Source organism: Nocardia sp. CA-151230 (assembly GCF_050942175.1).
Lineage (GTDB): Bacteria > Actinomycetota > Actinomycetes > Mycobacteriales > Mycobacteriaceae > Nocardia.
Genome location: NZ_CP192061.1, coordinates 4,342,035 through 4,364,110 on the forward strand (window position 1 = coordinate 4,342,035; position 22,076 = coordinate 4,364,110).

Genomic DNA, 22,076 nt, shown 5'->3' on the forward strand with positions numbered 1-22,076 from the left:
GAAATACGATGAGCGACATCAGAACCGGTGATGCCAAGACGACGTTCAAGCGGGTCAAGCGTCACTTTTCCCCGTCGATGGCCCTGGCCGGCAAGTTCACCGGCCAGGGTGCGGTCGAGGCCTCCGCCAGCGGCTGCCGGGTCACCCTCTCGGACGGTCGTGAGGCCCTCGACTTCGGCTCGTACGCCGTCGCCCTGCTGGGGCACCGCAGCGCCGCGGTAGTCGATGCGGTGCGCCGGCAGCTGGACACGATGCCCACCTCGACCCGCTCGGTGCTCAACCCGTTGCCCGCGCAGGCCGCCGAGACGATCGTCGAGCACCTCGGCGGCGCACTGCCGAAGGTGTACCTCGGCGGTAGCGGCGCGGACGCGGTCGAGGCGGCGGTCAAGCTCGCCCGCCTGGCGACCGGGCGGCAGACGGTGATCGCCGTGCAGGGCTCCTACCACGGCAAGACACTCGGCGCGCTGGCGCTGACCCACCACGAGCGGTTCAAGGGCAACCTCGGCCCGCTGCTGATCGGATCGGTGCACGTCGATCCGGCCGACGTCGGTGCGGTCGCGCGCGTGATCGCCGAAACCGACGTCGCCGCACTGATTTTCGAACCCGTCCAGGGTGAGAACGGTGTCACCACGCTCGACCCGGCGATCCTGGCGCGGTGGTGCGTGGACGCGAAAGCGGCCGGAGCCTTCGTGATCGCCGACGAGATCCAGGTAGGTCTGCGTCGCTGCGGGGAACGCTCCGTCGCCCTGGCAGCCGGTCTGCCGGTGGACGCGGTGCTGCTGGGTAAGGCACTCGGCGGCGGCGTCGTCCCGGTCTCCGCCCTGGTGTGCTCCGAGGAGCTCTACGCCCCCCTGGCGGCCGATCCGGTGCTGCACACCGCCACCTTCTCCGGTCATCCGTTGTGTACCGCCGCGATCGAGCCCGCGCTGGCCACGATCGAGGAGCACGTCGAGGACGGCGTCCGCATCAGTGCCGAGATGGCTGCCGGGCTGGCGGAGATCGCCTCCGACCACGCACAGGTCGTCACCGAGGTGCGGGGCAAAGGTCTCTTGTGGGGCATCGATTTCCACTCGGCGGAATTCGTCGGTGAGGTGCAGGTCGGTCTGGCACAGCGCGGCCTGATCGTGTCGACCTGCCTGAGCCGGCCCGAGGTGCTGCGCCTCATTCCGCCCATCGTCGCCACCTCCGAGGACATCGCCCAGGCGCTGTTCCTGCTCCGCGGATCGATCGAACAGGCGCGCGCCGCGGTCGCGTAGCCATCAGAACGGGAAGGCAAGCATATGACATCGCTCGAAATCGAAGGCGACGCAGCGCAGTTCGCCGAGGACACTGTGCTCGCGGACGACATCGAGGGCTTCACCGCGCGGACTCCGGCAGCGCAGATGAAGTCGGTGCTGCTCACCGGCGCGACGGGCTTTCTCGGCGTGTTCCTGCTGCGTGAACTGCTCGCGGCCGACCTGACGGTGTACTGCCTGGTCCGGGCCGACTCGGTCGAGAAGGCCCGGGAGCGGTTGCACGCCAATATCGCGTCCTACGACCTGACCGACCAGGTCGCCATGGAGCGCATCGAGCTCGTGCCCGGCGACATCACGCTGCCGCGGCTGGGGCTGTCCGAATCGGATTACCAGGACCTCGCCGGACGGGTCGACGCGATCTTCCACACCGCGGCCAAGGTCAACTTCCTCACCCCCTACAAGTGGTTGCGCAAGTCGACCGTCAGTGGAATCCACGAGGTGTTGCGCTTCGCGTGCGCGGCTTCGGTTCCACTGCACCATGTCTCGACCACCGGTGTCTTCAGCGGTCAGACGGGGGACAACGTCACTCCGCGCGGTGAGCGGCATCCGACCGGGCCCGCCGAAGGAATGCCGCTGGGGTACACCAAGAGCAAATGGGTCGCCGAGCAGCTGATCGAACACGCTCGCGAACGCGGCGTGCCGGTCACGGTGCATCGGCCCACCCAGGTGTGGGGCGATTCGCGGTCGGGGGCGTGCCAGCGCAACGACTTCGTCTGGCGCTTCGTCATCGGCTCCATCCAGGCCGGTGTCTACCCGCGCAGGTTCCGGTTGAAGATGAACCTCGTCCCGGTCGACTACGTGTGCGCGGCCATCGTGGCCGTGTCGCGGCAGGACGACGCGATCGGCGGGATCTACCACGCCATCGGCCCGGAGGCCATCGACTCGGCCACCATCCAGGGCTTCATCGCCGCCGCCGGATACGACCTGAAAGAGGTCAGCATCATCAAGTGGCTGAAGGCGATCTCGGCCGACGTCGACAACGCCATGTTCCCCCTGATCCGCACCACGATGCTGATGGAGCAGGAAGAACAGCCACCGTTCACCGACGAGACCACGCGCGGCTTCCTGCGCGGGGCAGGATCGGAGGGCACCGACATCACCTGCCCACCGATCGACGCGGCATTGTTCGCCACCTACACGGACTATTTCGTCTGCCGCGGGTTCCTGCCCGCGCCGTAAGACACAGAGCAGCAGGAGAGTTCGATGACCACCGTATCGTTCGCCACTTACAGCAACCATTCCGCGACGCTCACCCGCCGCGAGCGTGTGATCGTGGCCCTAGCGGCACAGGGGATGTCGAACCGGGATATCGCCGAGCGTCTGTTCATCTCCATCCGGACGGTCGAAAACCACCTGCAGCGCAGCTACTACAAGCTCGGCGTGCACAGCCGGCACGAGCTCGGCGATGCCGCCGCGCGAGTGCGCGCCGCCGTATGAATGGGGAAAGGTGATGGCAGAGAACAGTTCGACACTGAGTGAGCTACTGCGACCGATTCGATGGCGGCTGCGTGCGGCCGTCGTGGCCCAGGGTCTCGGCGCGGCCGCCGGGGTCGTGCCGTTCATCGCGATCGCGGAACTCGGGCGCGTACTGGTCGGTACCGGACCGGACCGCGCCCATGATGCGTGGCGGTGGGTGGTGGTCGCCGTCGTCGCGTTGCTCGTCCGGACCATCCTGCTGCTCGCCGCGGGCGGCATCACCCATTTCGCGGACAACGAACTGCAGCTGCATATCCGGCGGCGACTGGTGCGGCGGCTGGGGGAGGTGCCACTGGCGTGGTTCTCCGACCGCAACTCCGGGGCGGTGAAGAAGGTCGTCACCGACGACGTGGAGGCCATGCACCATCTGGTGGCGCACTCCATGCTCGAGATCACCTCCGCCACGGTGGTTCCGGTCACCTCGCTGGCCTATCTGATCTGGGTCGACTGGCGGATGACACTGGTGACGGTGCTGCCGCTGGTCATCGGTTTGGGGCTGTACTCCATCACCGCGGCCGCGATCGGCAAGAGCATGCCCGAGTACGGCCGGGCGATGGCCGAAATCAACGGCCGCGCGGTCGAATTCGTGCAGGGCATCGGCGTGGTCAAGATCTTCGGGCAGACCCGCCGTGCGCACGAACGCTATTCTCGGGCCGCCGACGCCTTCACCACGTTCTTCACCGCCTGGGTGCGCTCGACGCTGACGTCGAAGACCGTGGCCGAGGTGGTGCTGTCACCGGTGGTCGTGCTGACCGTGGTGCTCGGCGGGGGTGCGATATTCGTGACCCGCGGCTGGCTCGCGGCGGTCGACCTGCTGCCCTTCGCGCTGCTGGGCGTCGGCCTCACCGCCCCGATCCTGTCGCTGTTCTACGCCGGCTACGAACTGAGCATGGCGAAGACGGCCGCCGCGCAGGTGCGCGCGACGCTCGACGCGGATGTCCTGCCGGTGTCCGCGAGTCCGCGCATGCCGCAGGACAATACGGTCCGGTTCGAGGGCGTGCGCTGCTCGTACGACGGTGAGGTGGAGGTGCTCGCCGGTGTCGGCCTCGAACTCGCGGAAGGCACGGTGACGGCGCTGGTCGGGCCGTCGGGCGCGGGTAAGAGCACGCTCGCGACGCTGGTGCCGCGATTCCGCGACGTGACCGCCGGCGCGGTCACCGTCGGCGGCGTGGACGTGCGGGAGATCGCGCCCCAGGAGCTGTACCGGCGAGTGGCCTTCGTGTTCCAGGACGTCCGGCTGCTGCGCGACACCGTCGCGGCGAACATCGCGCTGGCCCGGCCCGAGGCGACCCGGGACGAGATCGTCGCCATGGCTCGCGCGGCCGCGATCCACGAGGAGATCGAGGCGCTCCCGCGCGGCTACGACTCGGTGGTCGGCATGGACGCCCGGCTGTCGGGCGGTCAGGCGCAACGGGTTTCGATCGCGCGGGCGCTGCTCGCGAATACCCCGATCGTCGTCCTGGACGAGGCCGCCGCCTACGCCGACCCGGAGTCCGAGGCCGCCGTGCAGGACGCGCTGTCCCGCTTGACGGCCGGGAAGACGGTGCTGATGATCGCGCACCGGTTGTCCACGGTGACCGGGGCCGACCAGATCGTGGTCCTCGCCGACGGCGCCATCGCCGAGCAGGGCACGCACGACGAATTGCTGGACGCCGGTGGGCGCTACGCCCGCATGTGGGCGGACTACGAACGTATCGAGGAGAGGACCGGCGCATGATCCGGAAACTGCTGACGGTCGTCGGGCCCGAGCACCGCGGCGCCCTGCGGCACATGCTCGCCGCGCTCGTGATCGGCGCTGTCCTGCAGGGCATCGCCTTCGCCCTGCTGGTACCGATCCTGAAGACCCTCTTCGGATCCGACCCGGGCTCGGTGCTGTGGCCGTGGATGTACGCGCTGCTGGTCGTGCTCGTGCTGTATGCCGTCGAGTACTACGTGAGCCTGCAACTCGGCGTCCGGGTGGGCGCCGCCCTGTCCAAGAGCCTGCACACCCGGCTGGGCGACACCGTCGCCTCGCTGCCGCTGGGCTGGTTCGGCGCCGACCGGGTGGGCATGCTCGGCCAACTGGCCACCAAGAGCGTCATGGACATCATGGGCGTGCCGGCACACCTGTTGCGCCCGCTGGTGAACACCGTTGTGACTCCGGCGACGGTGATCGTGGCGTTGTATGTCTTCGACTGGCGTCTTGCGGTCGCCGTGACGCTGACCGTCCCCGTGATCGTCCTCGTCTACCGCTGGAGTGTGGCACTCAGCGGCCGGGCCGATGCCGCACGAGCCGCCTCGCGCGCCGAGACCGGTGGTCGAGTCGTGGAATTCGCCCAATTGCAGCCCGTACTGCGGGTTTACGGGCGCGGAGCCGGCGACGGGCTGCTGGAGCAGGCCCTTCGGTCCGATCATCGAACCGCACGACGAGTGCTGGCGACCGCCGTTCCCGGTCTGGTCGGCCTGAGCGTCGCCGTCCAGGCGACCTTCACCATCGTGATCGCGCTCGGCGCCTACCTCGTACTCGACCGCGGCCTCGCGCCCGCCACCCTGGTGGCGGTCCTGGTGCTGGCGGCCCGATTCACCGAGCCCATCACCGAATTGGCGGTGCTGGGATCCACGCTGAAGTCCGCGGGCGGTGCGCTGGATCGCGTCCTGGCCCTCCTGGACGAGCCGGTGCTGCCCGAGCCGCTCACGCCGGCGACCCCCGCCGGCAACGAGATCCGGTTCGAGTCGGTCGAATTCGGCTACGGTGACACCCCGGTGCTGCGGGACGTGTCCTTCGTGATCCCCGAGGGCACCACCACCGCGCTCGTCGGTCCCTCGGGCTCCGGCAAGACGACGGTCAGCCGCCTGATCGGGCGTTTCTGGGACGTGGATGCCGGCCGCATCACGCTGGGCGGTGTCGATATCCGCTCCCTCGCCGGCGTGGATCTGATGGCCCGCCTCTCGGTGGTCTTCCAGGACGTCTATCTGTTCGAGGACACCATCGAGGAGAACATTCGCCTCGGCCGCCCGAATGCCACCGACGCTCAGGTCCGGGCCGCCGCCGAGGCCGCGCGGGTCACCGAGATCGTCGATCGCCTGCCCGACGGCTGGGCGACGCGGGTCGGCGAGGGCGGCGCGAGCCTGTCCGGCGGTGAGCGGCAACGGGTTTCGATCGCCCGCGCGATCCTGAAGGACGCCCCGATCGTCCTGCTCGACGAGGCGACGGCCGCCCTCGACGCCGAGAACGAGCGGGCGGTCCACGATGCGCTCGCCACTCTCACCGCCGACCGCACCGTCCTGGTCATCGCGCACCGCCTGCACACCGTCATGCACGCGGACCAGATCCTCTTCCTGGACAACGGTGCGATCGCCGAACGCGGAACCCACGACGAACTGCTGACGGCCGATGGCCGCTACGCCGGTTTCTGGGCGCAACGCGCCCGCGCCCGCCAGTGGTCGCTGACCTGACACTTCACCATCGTTCGTCTCGCGACGTCACCGTCGCGAGGAAGGAGCACCTCCTGATGAAGACCCTGAACACGGTCGCCATCGCCGCCGCACTCACCCTGTGCGCCGGCGGTGGCACCGCGTCCGCCGACGCACCCGCGGTTCCCGACCGCCCGGGCACCACCGTCAGCACCGATGTCCTGCCCGGTATCCACTACACCGCGAGCGTCGTGGACCACTCCGTGGTGCTGCGTACCGATGCCGGTCGAATCACCGTGCGCGGCAACCAGTTCGAAATCCTCGACGCGGCCGGCACGCCGGTCTTCGGCATGCCGCTGACCTACCGGCTGGATCAGCAGGACTGGCCGATCGCCGCCCGGATCGACGCCGACGGCCGCACCATCACCCTCACCCCCGGCACGGATCCCGCTCAGGCGGTCCCCGCCGCCCCGCAGACCCTGAAGACGGTCTTCTCCCAGGACGACATCAACAGCGCCGTCGGCCTGGCCAGCTCGCAGATCGGACTGGCCACCGCGATCGGCGGAATGGTCGGCGCCGCTATCGGTCTGGTCGGCGGCTGTGTGGCCGGCATGGCCGTCGGCACCGCCCTCATGCCCCCGGCCTTCCTGGCCGGGGCCCCGGGCGGCTGCATTGCCGGCGCGGCTGTCGGCGCCGGGCTCGCCACCGCTGTCGGAACCCTCGCCCTCGGTGTGCCGGTCGCGGTCGTCACCCTGATCGAGGTCTACAACATGCTGGCCGGCAGCCAGAACTGATCCACCGGTCGGGCCTCCCGCGCCGCACAGGCGCGGGAGGCCCGACCGTTTTCGTGAATCATGCTGTCGTACCGTCGGATTGGTGCCCGATGCCGGATTGCCTCCCGCGCGACCACTGGTCTCGCGGGAGGCAATCCGGCTGTCTCGCGTCGGCGGCGAGTTCGTGTCAGCTGCGCCGGACCAGGTAGGGAGCCACGCTGCCGAGCTTCTCGCAGGTCTCCTCGAACTCACGCTCGGGGCTGGATTGCGCGATGATGCCCGCGCCGGCGCGGAGCCAGGCGGTGCTCGCGGACTGGTAGACCGCGCGCAGGACGAGGGTGGCTTCGAGAGCGCCATCGGGCGAGAGGGTCACCACCGCACCGGAATACAGGCCGCGGGCGGAGCCGTCGATGCGGAAGATGGCGTCGACGCAGGGGCGCTTCGGGATGCCGGAGGCGGTGACCGAAGGGAAGAGGACTTCGAGGGCGTCCCAGGGGGTGTGCTGGGCGGCGAGGCGGCCCTGGACGGTCGAGGCGAGGTGCTGGACGCTGCCGCGTTCGCGCACCGACATGAAGTCGGTGACCGACAGGGTGCCCGGGTCGGCGATCGTGGCGACCTCGGCGCAGGAGGCCCGGACCGAGACCGCGTGTTCGACAATCTCTTTGGGGTCGTTCTGGAGGTCGTCGCGAGCGGCGCGGTCGGCCGAGAGACCGCGACCGAAGGCGCGGGTCCCGGCGAGCGGTTCGGTGGTCACGGTGCCGTCGGCATCGACGGACACCACCAGCTCGGGGCTGAAGCCCGCCGCCTCGAGATCGCCGAGGTGGAGCAGGAACGATCGGGCCGGGGTGTTGTTCGCGCGGCCGAGGCGGTAGGTCTCGGCGATGTCGATCGGGAAGGGCAGGTCGACTCGGCGCGAGAGGATGACCTTGTCGTAGTAGCCCGAGCGGATCTCTTTGATCGCCGTCGCGACCCGGCGGCGATAGCCGGTGGTGTCGGCTCCGACATCCACCGGCTGGGCGGCCGGCAGGGGATCGACTGCCGCGGCGAGGATTTCGTCGATGTGGGCGGCCTCCCCGGCGCTGGCTCCCCAGACCGTGACCGCCGACGCGGTGATGGTGATCTCGACGCGCGGAATCATCAGGTACGCCAGCGTGATTCCCGGCGCGAGGTGATGGCTCGCGTCGAGGGCGTGGGCGCAGAATTCGAATCCGATCCAGCCATAGGCGGAGCCTGTCGCGGCGGTGGGATCGTCCAGGCGAGCTCGGTCGAGCGCCTGCTCGAGGGCGGTCACGGGACGGCCCGTCCAGGACTCCTCGCTGGTCGTCCCGCGGCTGGTGATCCGGACCCTGTCGGTGTTCAGCTCGATCGTCGCCAGGGGATCTGCCGCGAAAACCCAAGCGCCGGGGCGCTCGTAGACGACATAGTCGCCGAACAGTCCCGATCGTGCCAGCCGGCTGACAGCGGCCACCGGGTCGGCGACAGTGTCGGTGGCGGCAAACTCTGTTGTGGTCACGTGCCTTCTCCGTCGTTCTCTACTGTGGCCCCGTCGATTCGTGGCGGGTCACTGGTACATCAGGGCTTTGTCCCAGGATTCGTCCGGCCCGAACAGATAGCGGGCCTTGAGGATGTCGCGCTGCGCGGTCAGTGCCTCGGTCGGTACGAGCGTTCCCGGCCGCGACGGTGTGATCCGATGCGGAATGCCCAGGGTGTCGTCGATCGCGACGCCCAATTCGCGTGCGGCGCAGTCGCGGACCTCGTCGGGCGCCTCGAATTCCAGCAGCAGCGCGTCCGGCGTCGCCCGGGCGCGCCAGAACATCACCTCGAATTCCCGGGGCAGGGCGAAGACCAGCTCCTCGAGCTGGTTCTGCGTCACCGTCCGACCGGCCACCGGGTACCCGAAGCCCGCCCGTCCCAGCACCCGCACCGTCGGCAGCACCAGCCCGCACGTGCACGGGTCGTAGCTCACCTCGACGTCGTCGGCGAGGTTGTAGCGGAGCAGCGGCATGGCCTCGCGATACAGCGGCGTCACGACCAGCTGGCCGCGGCCCGCGGCGGAAATCCGGCCCGTATCGGGGGAGTACACCTCGAAGATCGCCCGATCCGCCCACAGATGCAGACGGCCGTCCTGGCATTCACCGGCGACGGTGCCGGTCTCGGTCGAGCCGTACTCCTCGACGATCTTGACGCCGCCCCAGATCTCGCTCAGCCGGCGCTTCCGCGCGGCGGTCATCGGCTCGGCGGCGACGAACATGGCTCGGAGGGAAGGGAAGTCGGTGTCCGGGCGCAGGCCGGCCGCGCGAGCGGCCGCGGCGATCATCACGGCCTCGGTGGGGTTGCACCACGTCAGGGTGACGTCGAGGGCGACGAGCAGCCGCACGATTCGCGCCAGCGGCAGCGCCAGCGAGCGGGCGTCGCCGGGGACGACCGTCGCCCCGCGCAGCCGTCCTGCGGCCTGCGCCAGGTGCCCGGTGATCACGAGCGCATACGGCGTCCGGACCAGAAAGGTGTCCTCGGGGGTGATTCCCACCCATTTGCGGGCATATCGCTCCGCGAGATCGATCCAGTCCTCGTCGGTGTAGTAGGACGCGGTGGGATGGCCCGAGGTGCCACTGGATTCGTGGTAGGTGGCCAGTTCCCGGCGGTCCACGGCGAGGAGCCCGAACGGGTAGCAGTCCCGCAGATCCTGTTTGGTGGTCAGGGCGATGGACTCGAAGTCCGCAGCCTCGACCGGCGCTCCGCCGCCCGCGTATCGGCCGGCGTAGAACGGGGATCGAACTGCGCGTTCGAACAGTCGAGGCAGTCCGGCTCGCTGTAGCTCCGCGAGTTCTTCGAAGCTCGACCAGTCGCCCAGCTCGGGGCGGCGGGCGTGCGCAGCGGCGGCCGACACGTGTGTCATGAGTACTCCTTCGGCGGAACGTATTCATGACTACCCTGGGCCGGGACGGCCTTGCCAGAGGCAAGGCTACTCAAAGTCCGGCCGCGGCTACTCAAATTTGCGAGAGGTTGTCCACAGCAAGCAAATTGAGTAGCCACTACTCATGAGATTCGGGCCTGCGTAGTGGTCCTATTGTCGCCATGCGGACCCAAGACCTGTATCTGGCCGGCATCGGAAGCGAAGTGCCGGAACTGATTCCGACGTCCTCGGCGGTCGCGGCGGGCTGGTACGACGAGGCGTCGCTGGCGGCCTCCGGCCTCGAGTCGATCGCGGTGAGCGCGAGCACTCCGGCACCCGAACTCGCGATCGAGGCGGCCCGGAAGGCGCTCTCGACCAGCGGGCACCAGCCCGGCGACATCGGCGCTCTGATGCACAGCTACACCCATCACCAGGGGCCCGACGGATGGTCGGCGGCTCACTACATCCTGAACCACACCGTCGATCGCCCCGTCCCGGCCCTGGAGATCAAGCAGGGCTGCCTGGGTATGCTCGCGGGTCTGGAGGCCGCGGCGAATCGCTTGGCGGCCAACCCCTCTCACGACGCGGTGCTGATCACGACCGGCGACAACTTCTCGACACCGCTGGTCGATCGCTGGCGGGCCTCGAAGCTGTTCGTGCTGGCGGACGCCGGTTCGGCCGCGGTGGTGTCGCGCCGCGGCGGTTTCGCCAAGGTGCTCGCGGTCGGCTCGCTGTCGGACTCCTCGATGGAGGTGCTGCACCGCGCCGGTGAGGACCTCTTCCCGCCCGGTGTCACCCGCGGTGTCGGATTGAACTTCGACGACCGTTCCAGGAAGGTGCGCGAGCAGTGGGCCGCGGGCCAGGCGCCGCCGATCCGCAACTTCGGGCTGCGGGTCGCCGAGATCGCCCAGCGCACGCTGGACGAGGCCGGGATCGGCATGGACAAGATCGCCAAGGTCTGTCATCTCGGTTTCGCCCGCGACTCTCTCGAGGCCATGTTCCTGCTGCCGCTGGAAATCGATGAGCAGCAGGAGGTCTGGGACTTCGTCCGGACGATCGGCCACACGGGGACAGCCGATCTGTTCCTGGGGCTCGAGCACGTCTGGGCGACCGGCCAGGTCGGACCCGGTGATCATGTGCTGATGATCGCGACGGCGGTCGGCATGGAAGCCGGCGCGGCCGTCGTCGAGATCCTGGCTCCGGCGCCGGCCGCCTAGGGGGATCGCGATGCTCACCGGATGCACCCCGTGGCCCGCGGACACGGCTGATCGGTACCGGCGCCTGGGAATCTGGCGCGGCGAGCCACTCGACGCGCTGATCACCCATGCCGCCCACCGCGAAACCGACGCCATCGCGCTGGTATACGGCGATCGTCGATACACCTACGGCGAACTGGAGGAGTGGGTCTTCCGGCTGGCATCCGGTTTCGCCCGCCAGGGCGTGACCGCCGGCGAACGCGTGCTCGTGCAACTTCCCAATGTTCCGGAGTTCGTCGCAGTCGTCTTCGCGCTGATGAGACTGGGCGCCAAGCCGGTCTTCTCGCTGATCGCCCACCGGCACACGGAGATCACCCACCTCGTGCGGCTGTCCGGCGCGACCCACTACGTGTTCCCGGACGTGCACCGCACCTATGACCACCGGGAACTCGCCCTCCGCGTCCGGAGCGAGAATCCCGCACTGCGAACGCTCTTCGTGGTCGGCGAGGCCGTCGAAGGTGTGGTGGCGGTGGACGAGCTCGGTGTCGACGAGAACTGGACGCCGCCCGCCGCGGACGCCTCCGACATCGCCTTCTTCCTGCTGTCCGGCGGTACCACGGCGCTGCCGAAGCTGGTGCCCCGGACCCACGACGACTACGTGTATCAACTGGCACAGACGACCGCGCTGTGCGGAATCACCAGCCACGACACGTATCTGGCGGCGCTGCCCATCGAGTTCAACTTCGCCTGGGGTTGTCCCGGTGTCCTCGGCACGCTGGCGGCGGGCGGCACCGTGGTCCTGTCCGACACCCCCAATCCCATGGCCTGCATGCCGCTCGTCGAGCGCGAAGGGGTGACCTTCACCTCGCTGGTGCCGTCCGTGCTGGCGCTGTGGATCGAGGTCGCCGAGTGGACGGACGCGAATCTGAGCAGTCTGCGCCTGCTGCAGGTCGGCGGCGCGAAGCTGACCCGGGATCTGGCCGTGAAGGTGATGCCCGCCCTGGACTGCGATCTGCAGCAGGTATTCGGGATGGCGGAGGGACTGCTCTGCTTCAGTCGCGCCGACGACCCGCTCGAGGTGAAGCTGACCACCCAGGGCAGACCGGTTTCCTACGCGGACGAGATCCGGATCGTCGACGGACTCGAGCCCGTACCGCTGGGTGCCGTCGGTGAGCTGATCACGCGTGGCCCGTACACGATTCGCGGCTACTACTCCGCGCCCGAACACAACGCCCGGGCGTTCACCACGGACGGTTTCTACCGCACCGGCGATCTCGCCCGGCTGACCTCACGCGGCGATCTGGTCATCGAGGGCCGGATCAAGGACGTCGTCATCCGTGGCGGCGACAAGATCAACGCTGTCGAGGTCGAGGAGCATCTGCTCACGCACGACGCGGTCGCCGCGGCCGCGGTCGTCGGACTGCCCGATGAGCTTTTCGGCGAACGCATCTGCGCGTTCATCGTGCCGTCGGGGCCGGCGCCGACGACCGCCGAGCTGAGGCAGGCAATGCACGCGCGGGGCGTAGCCGACTACAAGCTGCCCGACGAAGTGCGGATCGTCGAGGAACTGCCGCTGACCCCGCTGGGCAAGGTCGACAAGAAGGCGCTGACGCGCACACAGGAAGGAGTGCCGTCATGACGAACGGTGCGGTTCAAGGTGTTTCGGCGATGCCCGGGGAGAGTGAACTCCGCGCACTGCTGGCCGTCCCCTTGGAGTTGGCGGACCCCGCCGAACTCGATGCGGACGCGAATCTCGTACTGCTGGGCCTGAGTTCGCTCGAGATCATGCGGATGGTGGGGCGCTGGAACAAGGCCGGCATTCCCGCGGACTTCGAGGCCCTGATCGACGTCCCGACGCTGCGTGGCTGGGTGACGTACTTTACCGGGCTGGAGACGAGTCGATGACCGAGCGCGCGGTACTGATCGAAGGCGGCTGCGTCTATCCGGCAGACTCCAGTGACACCGTCATCGCGCGGGGCTCGGTACTCGTGGTGGGGGAGCGGATCGCCGCTGTCGGCTCCGTGGAGGAGGTCCGCAGCGCTGTCGCCGCCCTCGACGTGGCTGTCCGTGACGAACTGGAAGTCGTCGACGCGCACGCCATGATGGTGCTGCCCGGTCTCGTCAACGGGCACTGGCACGACATGTTCGCCATGGGATTCCCGCTGCGCGGCGCCCTGCGCCCGGCGGCTGATCGAGCCGATGAGATCGGCTTCTTCGGCGGTGGCGGTGATATGCACACCATCTCGCGGACCTTCGACTCCTTCGACGGACTCATCGCGGGGCTGACGCCCGATGAGGCCTATGCCATCGCCCAGTACTCCCTGTGGACACAGCTGCGCGGCGGTGTCACCACGATCGGCGACGTCGGCTCGCTCAATCGACCGCACGACATGGTCAGGGCCGCACTGGATCTCGGAATTCGATTCAGCGCGACCACGTGGGCGGGCGACGCCGTCTGCCCGCCCGGCGGTGACCGGTACGAGCGCACGCGCGATACCGAGACGGTTCTGTCCGCGGTCGAAGACCTGCTGCGGCAGTGCGATTCCGATACGACCGGCCGCGTCCGGTGCCGTCCGAGCATCGCGTACGTGACCAATATGACCGACGAACTCGGCTTCGGTTTCGCCGAGCTCGTCCGGCGTCACGACGTGGGCTTCGCGACCCACGTCGGCGCGGTCCGCAACGAACCCGAGGTGCTGCGCACGTTCTACGGCACCACGGGCGTCCGGCGGCTGCACGACCTCGGCCTGCTCACCGGCAAGCTGATGGCGGCCCACTGCGCCTTCGTCGACGAGGAAGAGCAGCGCCTGCTGCTCGAGGCGGGCGTCCATATCAGCCACTCGCCCGGAAAGTACGGTCCCGCAGGAGAATCCACCCTCTCCGAGACGGGGGTGGTGCCCGCGCTGCGGCGCGCGGGCCTGGACGTCTCACTGTCCACCGACGGGGCCTCGCTGCCGAACGCCGGCATGGCCGAGACCATGCGCGCGGCCTGGCTGACCTACAACGAAATGGCCGCCAGCCAGATCGAGGTACTCCCCACCGACGCGCTGGCGATGGCGACCCGCATCGCCGCCAAGGGCCTGCAGTGGTCCGACGAGATCGGCAGTCTGGAGCCGGGCAAGCAGGCCGACCTGGTGCTCGTGCGCACCGACGACTGGCGCTATCTGCTCAATCCGCGTCCGCTGGAAAGTTTCCTGTGGCTCGGCGGCTCCGCCGACGTGGACACCGTGATGGTGGCCGGGCGGACCTTGATCGCCGGTGGCGAACCGGTCGGACACTGCTTCGCTGAACTGCGCGACCGCTACCTGGACGCGCTGGGCTCCTTCACGACCCGTTGCCTGCGGGTCCCCGGTGACGTGGTCGACGGCATCCTGAGCGGGGTGGCGCGATGAAGGTGGCGGTGGTGACCGGCGCGGCCGGCGGAATCGGCGAGGCCATCGTCCGTGAACTGGCCTTCGCCGGAATCGCGGTCGCCATGGTCGACCGAGATCGAGACGCGTTGGAACGGGTCGCATCCGGGCCGGGACTCGGGGACTGCCGGACGCTGTCGCTGGTGGCGGACGTCAGCTGCGCCGAGCAGGCCGAGGCGGCGGTGCTGCGGGCCGGCACCGAGCTCGGAGGCATCGACTATCTGGTCAACGCGGCCGGGATCCTCCAGTCCGGCTGGATCGCCGACCTGTCCGACGAGGACTGGCACCACACCATGGCGGTCAACGTCGGCGGTGTCTTCCACATGAGCCGCGCCGTCGCGCGGCACATGGTGCGCCGGTCGAGCGGCGCGATCGTCACCGTGTCGTCCAATGCGGGGTCGACCCCGCGGGTGGGCATGGCGGCCTACGCGGCCTCGAAGGCCGCCGCGACCATGTTCACTCGCTGCCTCGGGCTGGAGCTCGCGAAGTCCGGGATCCGCTGCAACGTGGTGGCTCCCGGTTCGACCGACACACCGATGCTGACCGCATTGTGGAACGACGAGCAGGCTGCGCGCAGTGCGGTGGAGGGCGTCCCGGAGGCCTTCCGGATCGGCATTCCCCTGGGCCGCATCGCGCAGCCCGACGACATTGCGGCCGCCGTCCGCTTCCTGCTCTCCGACGCCGCAGCCCACATCACCCTGCAGGAGCTCGTCGTCGACGGCGGCGCGACCCTGGGTGTCTGACCGAGGAGGACTGTCTCCGTGGCGATTTCGCCTATTGCCCCCTACCCCATGCCGACCGAATCGGAGCTGCCGGGCAACCTCGTCGACTGGGCGATCGAGCCGGACAAGACCGTGCTCCTCGTCCACGACATGCAGCACTACTTCCTGCAACCGTTCGCGGACGGCTGTGAGCCGCGCAGCGCACTCATGCGCAACGTGCGATGGCTGCGGGAACGCTGTGAGCAGCTGGACATTCCGATCATCTACACCGCGCAGCCGGGCAGCATGACCAGTGAGGAGCGGGGTCTGCTGGTGGACTTCTGGGGTCCGGGCATGTCCGCGCGGCCCGAGGACCGGGGCATTCCCGCCGAGATCGCCCCGGCCCTCGGCGATCCCGTCCTGACCAAGTGGCGGGCCAGCGCGTTCCACCACACGAATCTGCTCGAGCGGATGCACTATCTGGAGCGCGACCAACTGCTGATCTGCGGTGTCTACGCTCACGTCGGTGTGCTGCTGACCGCCGCCGATGCCTTCGCGAACAATGTGCGGGCCTTCGTGGTCGCCGACGCGGTCGCCGACTTCACCCCCGAATACCACCGGATGGCCACGGAATACGTGGCCACCCGCTGTGGTCGCGTGGTGATGACCTCGCAGGTGGCCGCCGAACTCGCGGTGTCCGAGACGAGAGTGCCTTGACCGCTATGAGCCGGCAGCGGATCGCCGAATTGGGCCGCGGCGGGCAACCTTTCGCGCTGTTGTATCGCCCGGAGACCGGACCCGCGAATCGTATCGAGGTGCTGGTGGGTGATATGCACCAGGTAGCGGGCACCGCGGAGCTGCCCGATGCCGACGCGGGCAGCGCGGACAGTCACCAGCTGCTGGCGCTGTTGCCGTATCGGGTGGTCAGCGAACGCGGCTTCGCTCACCCGCCCGACACGGAGCCGGTGTCGTATCTGAAGGTCGCCGAGAGCTTCGAGCTGGATCCGGCCGTCTTCCGGGCCCTGGTCGCCGAGTACCGGATCGAGGTGGGCGAGGGCGAATTCGACGTCAGCGACGAGGACTATGCGGCCCTGGTCGCCCGCGTCGTGGCCGAGGAGATCGGCCACGGCGCGGGCGCCAACTTCGTGCTGCGGCGAACCTGGCGGGCCACGGTCGACGACTGGGACGTCACGTCCGGATTGGCCTTGTTCGCTCGCCTGCTCACCGGCGAGCGCAGTGCGTATTGGACGTTTCTCGTCTACACCGGCGATCGGATGCTCATCGGAGCGAGCCCGGAACGCCACGTCAGCCTCGATCACGGCACCGTCGCCATGACACCGATCAGCGGCACGTACCGCTATCCGGCCGGCGGGCCCACCCCCGCGGGCGTCCTGGATTTCCTCGCCGACGGCAAGGAAGCCAACGAGCTCTACATGGTGCTCGACGAAGAGCTGAAGATGATGTGCCATCTCTGCGACGAGCCCTATGTGGAGGGCCCGGAACTGCAGGAGATGGCTCACCTCGCCCACACCCGCTACCTCATCACCGGGCGCAGCGATCGAGACTATCGAGAGGTGCTGCGGGAGACCCTGCTCGCGCCCACGGTCACCGGCAGCCCGCTCGAGAACGCGTGCCGGGTGATCGCACGCTTCGAGCCGGCCGGACGCGGCTACTACGCCGGGGTGGTGGCACTCGTCGGCCGCGACGAGAGCGGCACGCGGCGAATGGATTCGGCGATCCTGATCCGGACCGCCGACATCGACTCCGCAGGGGCCATGCGAATCGGTGTGGGCGCCACCATCGTTCGTGATTCCGATCCCGCCGCGGAGGCACTGGAGACGCGGGCCAAGGCCGCGGGACTGCTGAACGCCCTGTGCCGCGACACGGCGCCGCCGGCGTATGCGGGTATCGGCGACCATGCCGCCGTTCGTGAGGCATTGCGCGCACGAAACACTCCGCTCGCGCCGCTGTGGCTGGAGCCGTTGCCGCCCGCACCGGAGTACGACGGTCGCACCGCGGTGATCATCGATGGCGAAGACGCCTTCACCGCGATGGGCGCGCGGATGCTGCGCGCGCTCGGATTCGCCATCACCGTGCGCAGATTCGATGCGCCGCTCGATGTTTCGCGATTCGACCTGGCCGTCGTGGGTCCGGGGCCCGGAGACCCCCGCGACGTGCGGGATCCGAAGATCGCGAGGCTGCGCGAGCTCACCGGGGACCTGCTCGCCGCCCGGAGACCGTTCTTCTCGGTATGTCTGGGTCACCAGGTGCTGAGTACGGTGCTGGGGTTGCCGATTCGGCGCAGAGCAGTGTCGAATCAGGGCGTGCTGCGGGTGATCGACCTGTTCGGGGTCGCCGAGCCGGTGTACTTCTACAACGCCTTCGAAGCGCACAGCGACAGTGAGGTGTTCGAGACCCGGGACAGCGGCATGCGTGTCCGGGTGGCGCGCGACCAGGACACCGGCGAAGTGCACGGCCTGCGCGGCGACGGTTTCGCCTCGCTGCAGTTCCATCCGGCATCGGTGATGTCCCGGAACGGGAGCCGCATCGTGGCGAGTTTGGTGTCCGAACTGTTAACGGCTGCCGAACTGTCCGCCTAGCACGTTGCTTAGTTGGGTGAGTGCTCACTAAACTAAGGACCATGAGCTCACCGGTAAGGGCGCGCATGTCGAAGAGTGCGCGACGCGAACAGGTATTGGCCGCCGCCATAGCTGAATTCGCTGCCGGTGGCTATGCGGCGACGTCAACGGAGTCGATCGCCCAGCGCGCCGGAATTTCGCAGACCTACCTCTTCCGATTGTTCCCGACCAAGAAAGCGGTCTTCCTCGCCGCGGCGAATCAAGGATTCGACGCGGTGGAGGATACTTTTCGCGCGGCGGCCGCCCGCAGCGTGGCAACCGATGCACCCGATCGTCTGGACGCGATGGCGGACGCGTACATCGATCTGCTGGGCGATCGCCAGTCACTGACCTTTCAACTGCAGATATACGCGGCGTCGGCTCTCGACGAGGAGATCCGGACCCTGGCACGTGAACGCTTCCACCGGCTCTACCAGACGGTGCGGGAGCTGTCCGGCAGCGACGCCGGCGGAGCGTTCGATTTCATGGCTCAGGGGATGCTGCTGAATGTCACGAGTGTGCTGGAACTCGAACTGTTGAACCCGGACGTCGGCGAGTAGCGTCCGGGTTTCTGGCGGTTTCTTAGCGCAGTCGAATCACGAACTACGCCATAATTCTTCATAAGGAACCACCATGTCGAACACCGACTCTCGTCGTGTGTTGTGGACCTTCATTGTCAGCGGAATCGCCATTTTCATGGTCTCGCTGGACAATCTGGTCGTCTTCAACGCGCTTCCCACCATTCGCACCGAACTGCACACCGGCCTGGACGGCTTGCAGTGGATCATCAACTCCTACACGCTGACCGAAGCGGTGCTGCTGCTGGCGGGCGCGTCGCTGGGTGACCGATTCGGTCGCAAGCGAACGTTCGTGGTCGGCCTGGTCATCTTCACCGCGGCCTCCGCGGCCTGCGCGCTGTCCTCCTCGATCGGCGCGCTGATCGCCGCCCGCGCGGTGCAGGGCGTCGGTGCGGCCATCGTCATTCCACTGACCTTGACGCTGCTCGCCCAGGCGGTCCCACCGGCCAAACGCGGTGCGGCCATCGGGATGTGGAGCGCGATGAGCGGTCTGGCGGTCGGCCTCGGCCCGGTGGTCGGCGGTGCCATCACGAATTACGCGTCGTGGCAATGGATCTTCTGGATCAACGTGCCGATCGGCGCGGTGCTCGTTCCGCTCGCCGTCACCCTGGTGGGGGAGAGCGTCGGCAACAGCACGCGGTTGGATCTGGTGGGTAACGCGCTGATCGCCCTGGGCCTGCTCGGCATTGTGTTCGGTCTGATCCGCGGCAACGATCATGGCTGGACCAGCGCCGGCGTGCTCGGCTCGCTGATCGGCGGCGCGGTGCTGCTGGCCGTGTTCGTCGGGTGGATCAACCGGGTCGCCGAGCCGATGGTGCCGCCGGTCATCTTCACCAGCCGCGGTTTCACCTTGACCGCGCTGGCGGCGCTCGGCATGTCGGTCGGCATGTTCGGCGCGGTGTTCTTCCTGGTGCAGTTCCTGCAGTCGGCCCAGCACTACTCGGCGCTGTCGGCGGGCGTGCACACCCTGGCGTGGACGGCCATGCCGACGTTCACGGCTCCGATCGCGGGCATCCTGATCGACAAGATCGGCGGAAAGCCCGTGCTGGTCGTGGGTCTCGTGCTCCAGGCGATCGGCGTGGGATGGCTGGCGGCGGTCACGACCCCCGATGTCTCCTACGCGGTGCTCGTGCCCTGCTTCGTGATCAGCGGTGCCGGGATGGGTCTGTTCTTCCCGCCGATCGCACGGCTCGCACTGGAATACGTTGCGCCGCAATTCGAAGGTGTCGCCTCGGGCGTGTCCAGTGCCATCCGCTACTTCGGGACGGTGCTCGGAATCGCGGTGCTGGGAGCGGTGTTCGCCGCCCACGGCAGCTACGCCAACCCTCGGGCCTTCACCGATGGCTATGTGCCCGCGCTCTGGTGGGCCTGTGCCTTCCTGGCGGTGAGCGCGGTGGTCGCGATCCTGCTGCCGCGCCGGCCCGAGCGGGCCGGGGCGCCCGCGGACGCCGCGGTGGGCGAGCCGTCCACGGATCTGCCCGAATCAATCACGGCTCATTGATCTTTACTGCTCGAAAGGGGCGAAGCAGTGTTCGAAAGTCTGGGTTATTTCATCCACCGCCGGCGATTGTTCGTGCTGGCCGTCTCGGCGGTGATCGCCGTACTGTCCGGAATCTATGGACTCGGGGTGTTCGGCGACATGGTGCCGAACGGCTTCGAAGCCCGCGGCTCCGACAGCCGCACCGCGGCCGAACTGGCCGACAAGTCGTTCGCACAGCGCAGTCCCGACGCGGTGATCGTGTACCGCAGCGCTGATCGAACCGTCGACGACCCGGCGTTTCGGAAGTCGGTCGAGGATGTGCTCGACGGACTCCCGAACACCGCGGTCACCGGTTCGGTCGACTACTGGCGAACCGGTATGGAGGAGCTCGTCAGTCATGACCGGCACGCGACGTACACGCTGCTGAATTTCGTCGGTGGCGACGACAACGCCAAGCAGGACAGCTATCTGAAGATCAAGGACAAGCTGTCCGCACCGGGGCTGCAGACCCTCCGCGGCGGTAACACCCCCGCCGGCTACGAGGCCGGTGATCAGGTCGGCAAGGATCTCGGCATGGCCGAGGGACTGTCGTTCCCCGTGCTGTTCATCTGCCTGGTGATCGTGTTCGGCGGATTCGTTGCGGCGAGCCTTCCGCTCGCGGTCGGTGGCCTCTCGATCCTCGGCTCGATGGCCGTATTGCGGGTGTTCGCCCGCTTCACCGACATCTCCGTCTTCGCCATGAGTCTGGTGACCATCCTCGGCCTGGCCGTCGCCATCGACTACGGCCTGTTCATCGTGAGCCGCTACCGCGAGGAGATGGAACAGGGGCGCACGGGTGGTGACGCGCTGGCTCGCACCCTGGCGACCGCGGGACGCACGGTCGCCGTCTCCGGCATCACCGTCGCGGTCGCACTGGCCTCGATGAGCTTCTTCCCGTTCGTGTTCCTGAAGTCGATGGCCTACGGCGGTGTCGCGGCCGTGCTGCTGTCCATGTTCTTCTCGCTGGTGGCGCTGCCCGCGGCCCTGTCGCTGCTGGGACACCGCATCAACGCGCTGTCGCTGTGGAAGCAGCGTTCGGTGATCCCGAGCGCCACCGGCTTCTGGTACCGGCTGGCCCAGGGCGTCATGGGCCGCCCGGTGCTCGTCGCGACGGCCGCCATCGCGCTGCTGCTGGTGCTGGCCTCACCCGTGCTGCGCATCGAGTTCGGCGTGAACGACGCGCGACAGCTGCCGGACTCGGCGCAGGGCCGTCAGGTGTTCAACATGCTGGAGAAGGACTTCCCGCGCGGTGCGGCGAAGACCATCGACGCCGTCGTGGTGCTGCCCGCGGGTGCCGACACGCCGAATCAGCAAGCGGCACTGGCGGATTACGCGCACCGGCTGGCGGGCGTGCCCGGCGCGGGTCGTGCCGAGATCACCGGCGCCGAGGGCGCCGTCGCGCGCGTCTCGGTGGCCTACGACGGCGTGGCGGTGTCCAAGCCGAGCCGCGAGCTGCTGCACCGGTTGCGTGATCAGCCGAAACCCCCGGGCGCCTCGGTGTATTTCGGCGGTGAGACCGCGACCTACGACGACACCCTGAACCGGCTCGGCGACGCCCTGCCCGCGATGCTGATCTACATTGCCCTCGCCACCTACCTGCTGCTGTTCCTGGCCTTCGGCTCGGTGCTGTTGCCGCTGAAGGCGATCGTGATGAACCTGCTGTCGCTGTCGGCGACCTTCGGCGTGCTGGTCTGGATCTTCCAGGACGGCCACTTCGCCGATCTGCTCGGCTTCCAGCCCACCGGCAATATCGAACCGAACATGCCGATCATGTTGTTCGCCTTGATCTTCGGGCTGTCCATGGACTACGAGGTCTTCCTGCTGTCGCGGGTGCGCGAACAGTACGACGCGCTCGGTGACCCGACCGCCGCGGTGGCCACCGGTGTGCAGCGCACGGGCCGGCTCATCACCAGCGCCGCGTTGCTGATGTGCGTGCCCTTGGCGGCGATGGCCTCCAGTCAGGTCCTCACCATGATCCTGTTCGGCGTCGGCATGGTCGTCGCGATCGTGCTGGACGCCACGGTGGTTCGCATCCTGCTCGTCCCGGCCATCCTGCGGCTGCTCGGGCACCTCGGCTGGTGGGCCCCGGGGCCCCTGCGCCGCCTCTACGACCGGTTCGGCATCCGCGAGTCGGACGGCGACATCGACAACGAGCCCGCGGTGGATTCGGAACGAGCAGTCTCCGGAACCCCGTCGTAATCAGACCGAACGAACAACAGCACAC

Annotated in this window: 18 protein-coding genes; 16 read left to right on the plus strand and 2 right to left on the minus strand. The window is 68.4% G+C overall.

Annotation, left to right across the window (positions count from 1 at the left end; genetic code table 11):
• Positions 1–8: 8 nt before the first annotated feature.
• The 6 genes from ACQP1O_RS20300 to ACQP1O_RS20325 are packed head-to-tail and all read left to right on the plus strand — an operon-like array spanning position 9 to position 6,958.
• Positions 9–1,256: an aspartate aminotransferase family protein gene (locus tag ACQP1O_RS20300; protein ID WP_433567326.1), complete on the plus strand. Its 1,248-nt coding sequence runs from the start codon at positions 9–11 to the stop codon at positions 1,254–1,256.
• Between the two features lie 24 nt (positions 1,257–1,280).
• Positions 1,281–2,474, plus strand: a complete 1,194-nt coding sequence (locus tag ACQP1O_RS20305; protein WP_433567327.1) for a thioester reductase domain-containing protein — start codon at positions 1,281–1,283, stop codon at positions 2,472–2,474.
• Positions 2,475–2,498: 24 nt separating this feature from the next.
• Entirely contained in the window at positions 2,499–2,732 is a 234-nt protein-coding gene (locus ACQP1O_RS20310; protein WP_433567328.1) for a response regulator transcription factor, read from the plus strand.
• A gap of 13 nt (positions 2,733–2,745) precedes the next feature.
• Positions 2,746–4,488: an ABC transporter ATP-binding protein gene (locus tag ACQP1O_RS20315; protein WP_433567329.1), complete on the plus strand. Its 1,743-nt coding sequence runs from the start codon at positions 2,746–2,748 to the stop codon at positions 4,486–4,488.
• On the plus strand, positions 4,485–6,206 hold the full coding sequence (locus ACQP1O_RS20320; protein WP_433567330.1) for an ABC transporter ATP-binding protein: 1,722 nt from the start codon (positions 4,485–4,487) through the stop codon (positions 6,204–6,206). The genes ACQP1O_RS20315 and ACQP1O_RS20320 overlap by 4 nt, the downstream gene beginning before the upstream one ends.
• 56 nt (positions 6,207–6,262) lie before the next feature.
• Positions 6,263–6,958 carry a hypothetical protein gene (locus tag ACQP1O_RS20325; protein WP_433567331.1) on the plus strand — a complete coding sequence of 232 codons (696 nt, stop codon included), beginning with the start codon at positions 6,263–6,265 and terminating at the stop codon, positions 6,956–6,958.
• A gap of 166 nt (positions 6,959–7,124) precedes the next feature.
• Here ACQP1O_RS20325 and ACQP1O_RS20330 read toward each other — a convergent pair whose 3' ends face one another.
• Entirely contained in the window at positions 7,125–8,450 is a 1,326-nt protein-coding gene (locus tag ACQP1O_RS20330; RefSeq protein WP_433567332.1) for a salicylate synthase, read from the minus strand.
• 48 nt (positions 8,451–8,498) lie between these two features.
• Entirely contained in the window at positions 8,499–9,833 is a 1,335-nt protein-coding gene (locus tag ACQP1O_RS20335) for a phenylacetate--CoA ligase family protein (protein ID WP_433567333.1), read from the minus strand.
• Between the two features lie 179 nt (positions 9,834–10,012).
• On the opposite strand from ACQP1O_RS20335, the gene ACQP1O_RS20340 reads away from it, so the two are divergent.
• The 10 genes from ACQP1O_RS20340 (at position 10,013) to ACQP1O_RS20385 (ending at position 22,051) form a co-directional block, all read left to right on the plus strand.
• Positions 10,013–11,047, plus strand: a complete 1,035-nt coding sequence (locus ACQP1O_RS20340) for a ketoacyl-ACP synthase III family protein (protein WP_433567334.1) — start codon at positions 10,013–10,015, stop codon at positions 11,045–11,047.
• 10 nt (positions 11,048–11,057) lie between these two features.
• A complete protein-coding gene (locus tag ACQP1O_RS20345) occupies positions 11,058–12,665 on the plus strand; it encodes a (2,3-dihydroxybenzoyl)adenylate synthase (protein ID WP_433567335.1) in 1,608 nt (535 codons plus the stop codon).
• A 29-nt stretch (positions 12,666–12,694) separates the two neighbouring features.
• A complete protein-coding gene (locus ACQP1O_RS20350) occupies positions 12,695–12,931 on the plus strand; it encodes a phosphopantetheine-binding protein (protein ID WP_433567336.1) in 237 nt (78 codons plus the stop codon).
• Positions 12,928–14,418 carry an amidohydrolase family protein gene (locus ACQP1O_RS20355; protein ID WP_433567337.1) on the plus strand — a complete coding sequence of 497 codons (1,491 nt, stop codon included), beginning with the start codon at positions 12,928–12,930 and terminating at the stop codon, positions 14,416–14,418. Before ACQP1O_RS20350 ends, ACQP1O_RS20355 begins: the two co-directional genes overlap by 4 nt.
• Complete coding sequence (locus ACQP1O_RS20360; RefSeq protein WP_433567338.1) at positions 14,415–15,179, plus strand: 2,3-dihydro-2,3-dihydroxybenzoate dehydrogenase; 765 nt, start codon at positions 14,415–14,417, stop codon at positions 15,177–15,179. The genes ACQP1O_RS20355 and ACQP1O_RS20360 overlap by 4 nt, the downstream gene beginning before the upstream one ends.
• Positions 15,180–15,227: 48 nt before the next feature.
• Positions 15,228–15,854: an isochorismatase family protein gene (locus ACQP1O_RS20365; RefSeq protein WP_433567735.1), complete on the plus strand. Its 627-nt coding sequence runs from the start codon at positions 15,228–15,230 to the stop codon at positions 15,852–15,854.
• A gap of 5 nt (positions 15,855–15,859) precedes the next feature.
• Entirely contained in the window at positions 15,860–17,737 is a 1,878-nt protein-coding gene (locus tag ACQP1O_RS20370; protein ID WP_433567736.1) for an anthranilate synthase family protein, read from the plus strand.
• 95 nt (positions 17,738–17,832) lie between these two features.
• Entirely contained in the window at positions 17,833–18,315 is a 483-nt protein-coding gene (locus ACQP1O_RS20375) for a TetR/AcrR family transcriptional regulator (protein WP_433567339.1), read from the plus strand.
• Positions 18,316–18,388: 73 nt separating this feature from the next.
• Positions 18,389–19,834: a DHA2 family efflux MFS transporter permease subunit gene (locus ACQP1O_RS20380; RefSeq protein ID WP_433567340.1), complete on the plus strand. Its 1,446-nt coding sequence runs from the start codon at positions 18,389–18,391 to the stop codon at positions 19,832–19,834.
• Positions 19,835–19,861: 27 nt separating this feature from the next.
• Positions 19,862–22,051 carry an MMPL family transporter gene (locus ACQP1O_RS20385; protein ID WP_433567341.1) on the plus strand — a complete coding sequence of 730 codons (2,190 nt, stop codon included), beginning with the start codon at positions 19,862–19,864 and terminating at the stop codon, positions 22,049–22,051.
• Positions 22,052–22,076 lie beyond the last annotated feature (25 nt).

Bases quoted from the DNA above. Each gene is read 5' to 3' on its own strand.
- ACQP1O_RS20300 (WP_433567326.1), top strand. From the start codon at position 9: ATGAGCGACATCAGAACCGGTGATGCCAAGACGACGTTCAAGCGGGTC.
- ACQP1O_RS20305 (WP_433567327.1), top strand. From the start codon at position 1,281: ATGACATCGCTCGAAATCGAAGGCGACGCAGCGCAGTTCGCCGAGGAC.
- ACQP1O_RS20310 (WP_433567328.1), top strand. From the start codon at position 2,499: ATGACCACCGTATCGTTCGCCACTTACAGCAACCATTCCGCGACGCTC.
- ACQP1O_RS20315 (WP_433567329.1), top strand. From the start codon at position 2,746: ATGGCAGAGAACAGTTCGACACTGAGTGAGCTACTGCGACCGATTCGA.
- ACQP1O_RS20320 (WP_433567330.1), top strand. From the start codon at position 4,485: ATGATCCGGAAACTGCTGACGGTCGTCGGGCCCGAGCACCGCGGCGCC.
- ACQP1O_RS20325 (WP_433567331.1), top strand. From the start codon at position 6,263: ATGAAGACCCTGAACACGGTCGCCATCGCCGCCGCACTCACCCTGTGC.
- ACQP1O_RS20335 (WP_433567333.1), bottom strand. From the start codon at position 9,833: ATGACACACGTGTCGGCCGCCGCTGCGCACGCCCGCCGCCCCGAGCTG.
- ACQP1O_RS20340 (WP_433567334.1), top strand. From the start codon at position 10,013: ATGCGGACCCAAGACCTGTATCTGGCCGGCATCGGAAGCGAAGTGCCG.
- ACQP1O_RS20345 (WP_433567335.1), top strand. From the start codon at position 11,058: ATGCTCACCGGATGCACCCCGTGGCCCGCGGACACGGCTGATCGGTAC.
- ACQP1O_RS20350 (WP_433567336.1), top strand. From the start codon at position 12,695: ATGCCCGGGGAGAGTGAACTCCGCGCACTGCTGGCCGTCCCCTTGGAG.
- ACQP1O_RS20355 (WP_433567337.1), top strand. From the start codon at position 12,928: ATGACCGAGCGCGCGGTACTGATCGAAGGCGGCTGCGTCTATCCGGCA.
- ACQP1O_RS20360 (WP_433567338.1), top strand. From the start codon at position 14,415: ATGAAGGTGGCGGTGGTGACCGGCGCGGCCGGCGGAATCGGCGAGGCC.
- ACQP1O_RS20365 (WP_433567735.1), top strand. From the start codon at position 15,228: ATGCCGACCGAATCGGAGCTGCCGGGCAACCTCGTCGACTGGGCGATC.
- ACQP1O_RS20370 (WP_433567736.1), top strand. From the start codon at position 15,860: ATGAGCCGGCAGCGGATCGCCGAATTGGGCCGCGGCGGGCAACCTTTC.
- ACQP1O_RS20380 (WP_433567340.1), top strand. From the start codon at position 18,389: ATGTCGAACACCGACTCTCGTCGTGTGTTGTGGACCTTCATTGTCAGC.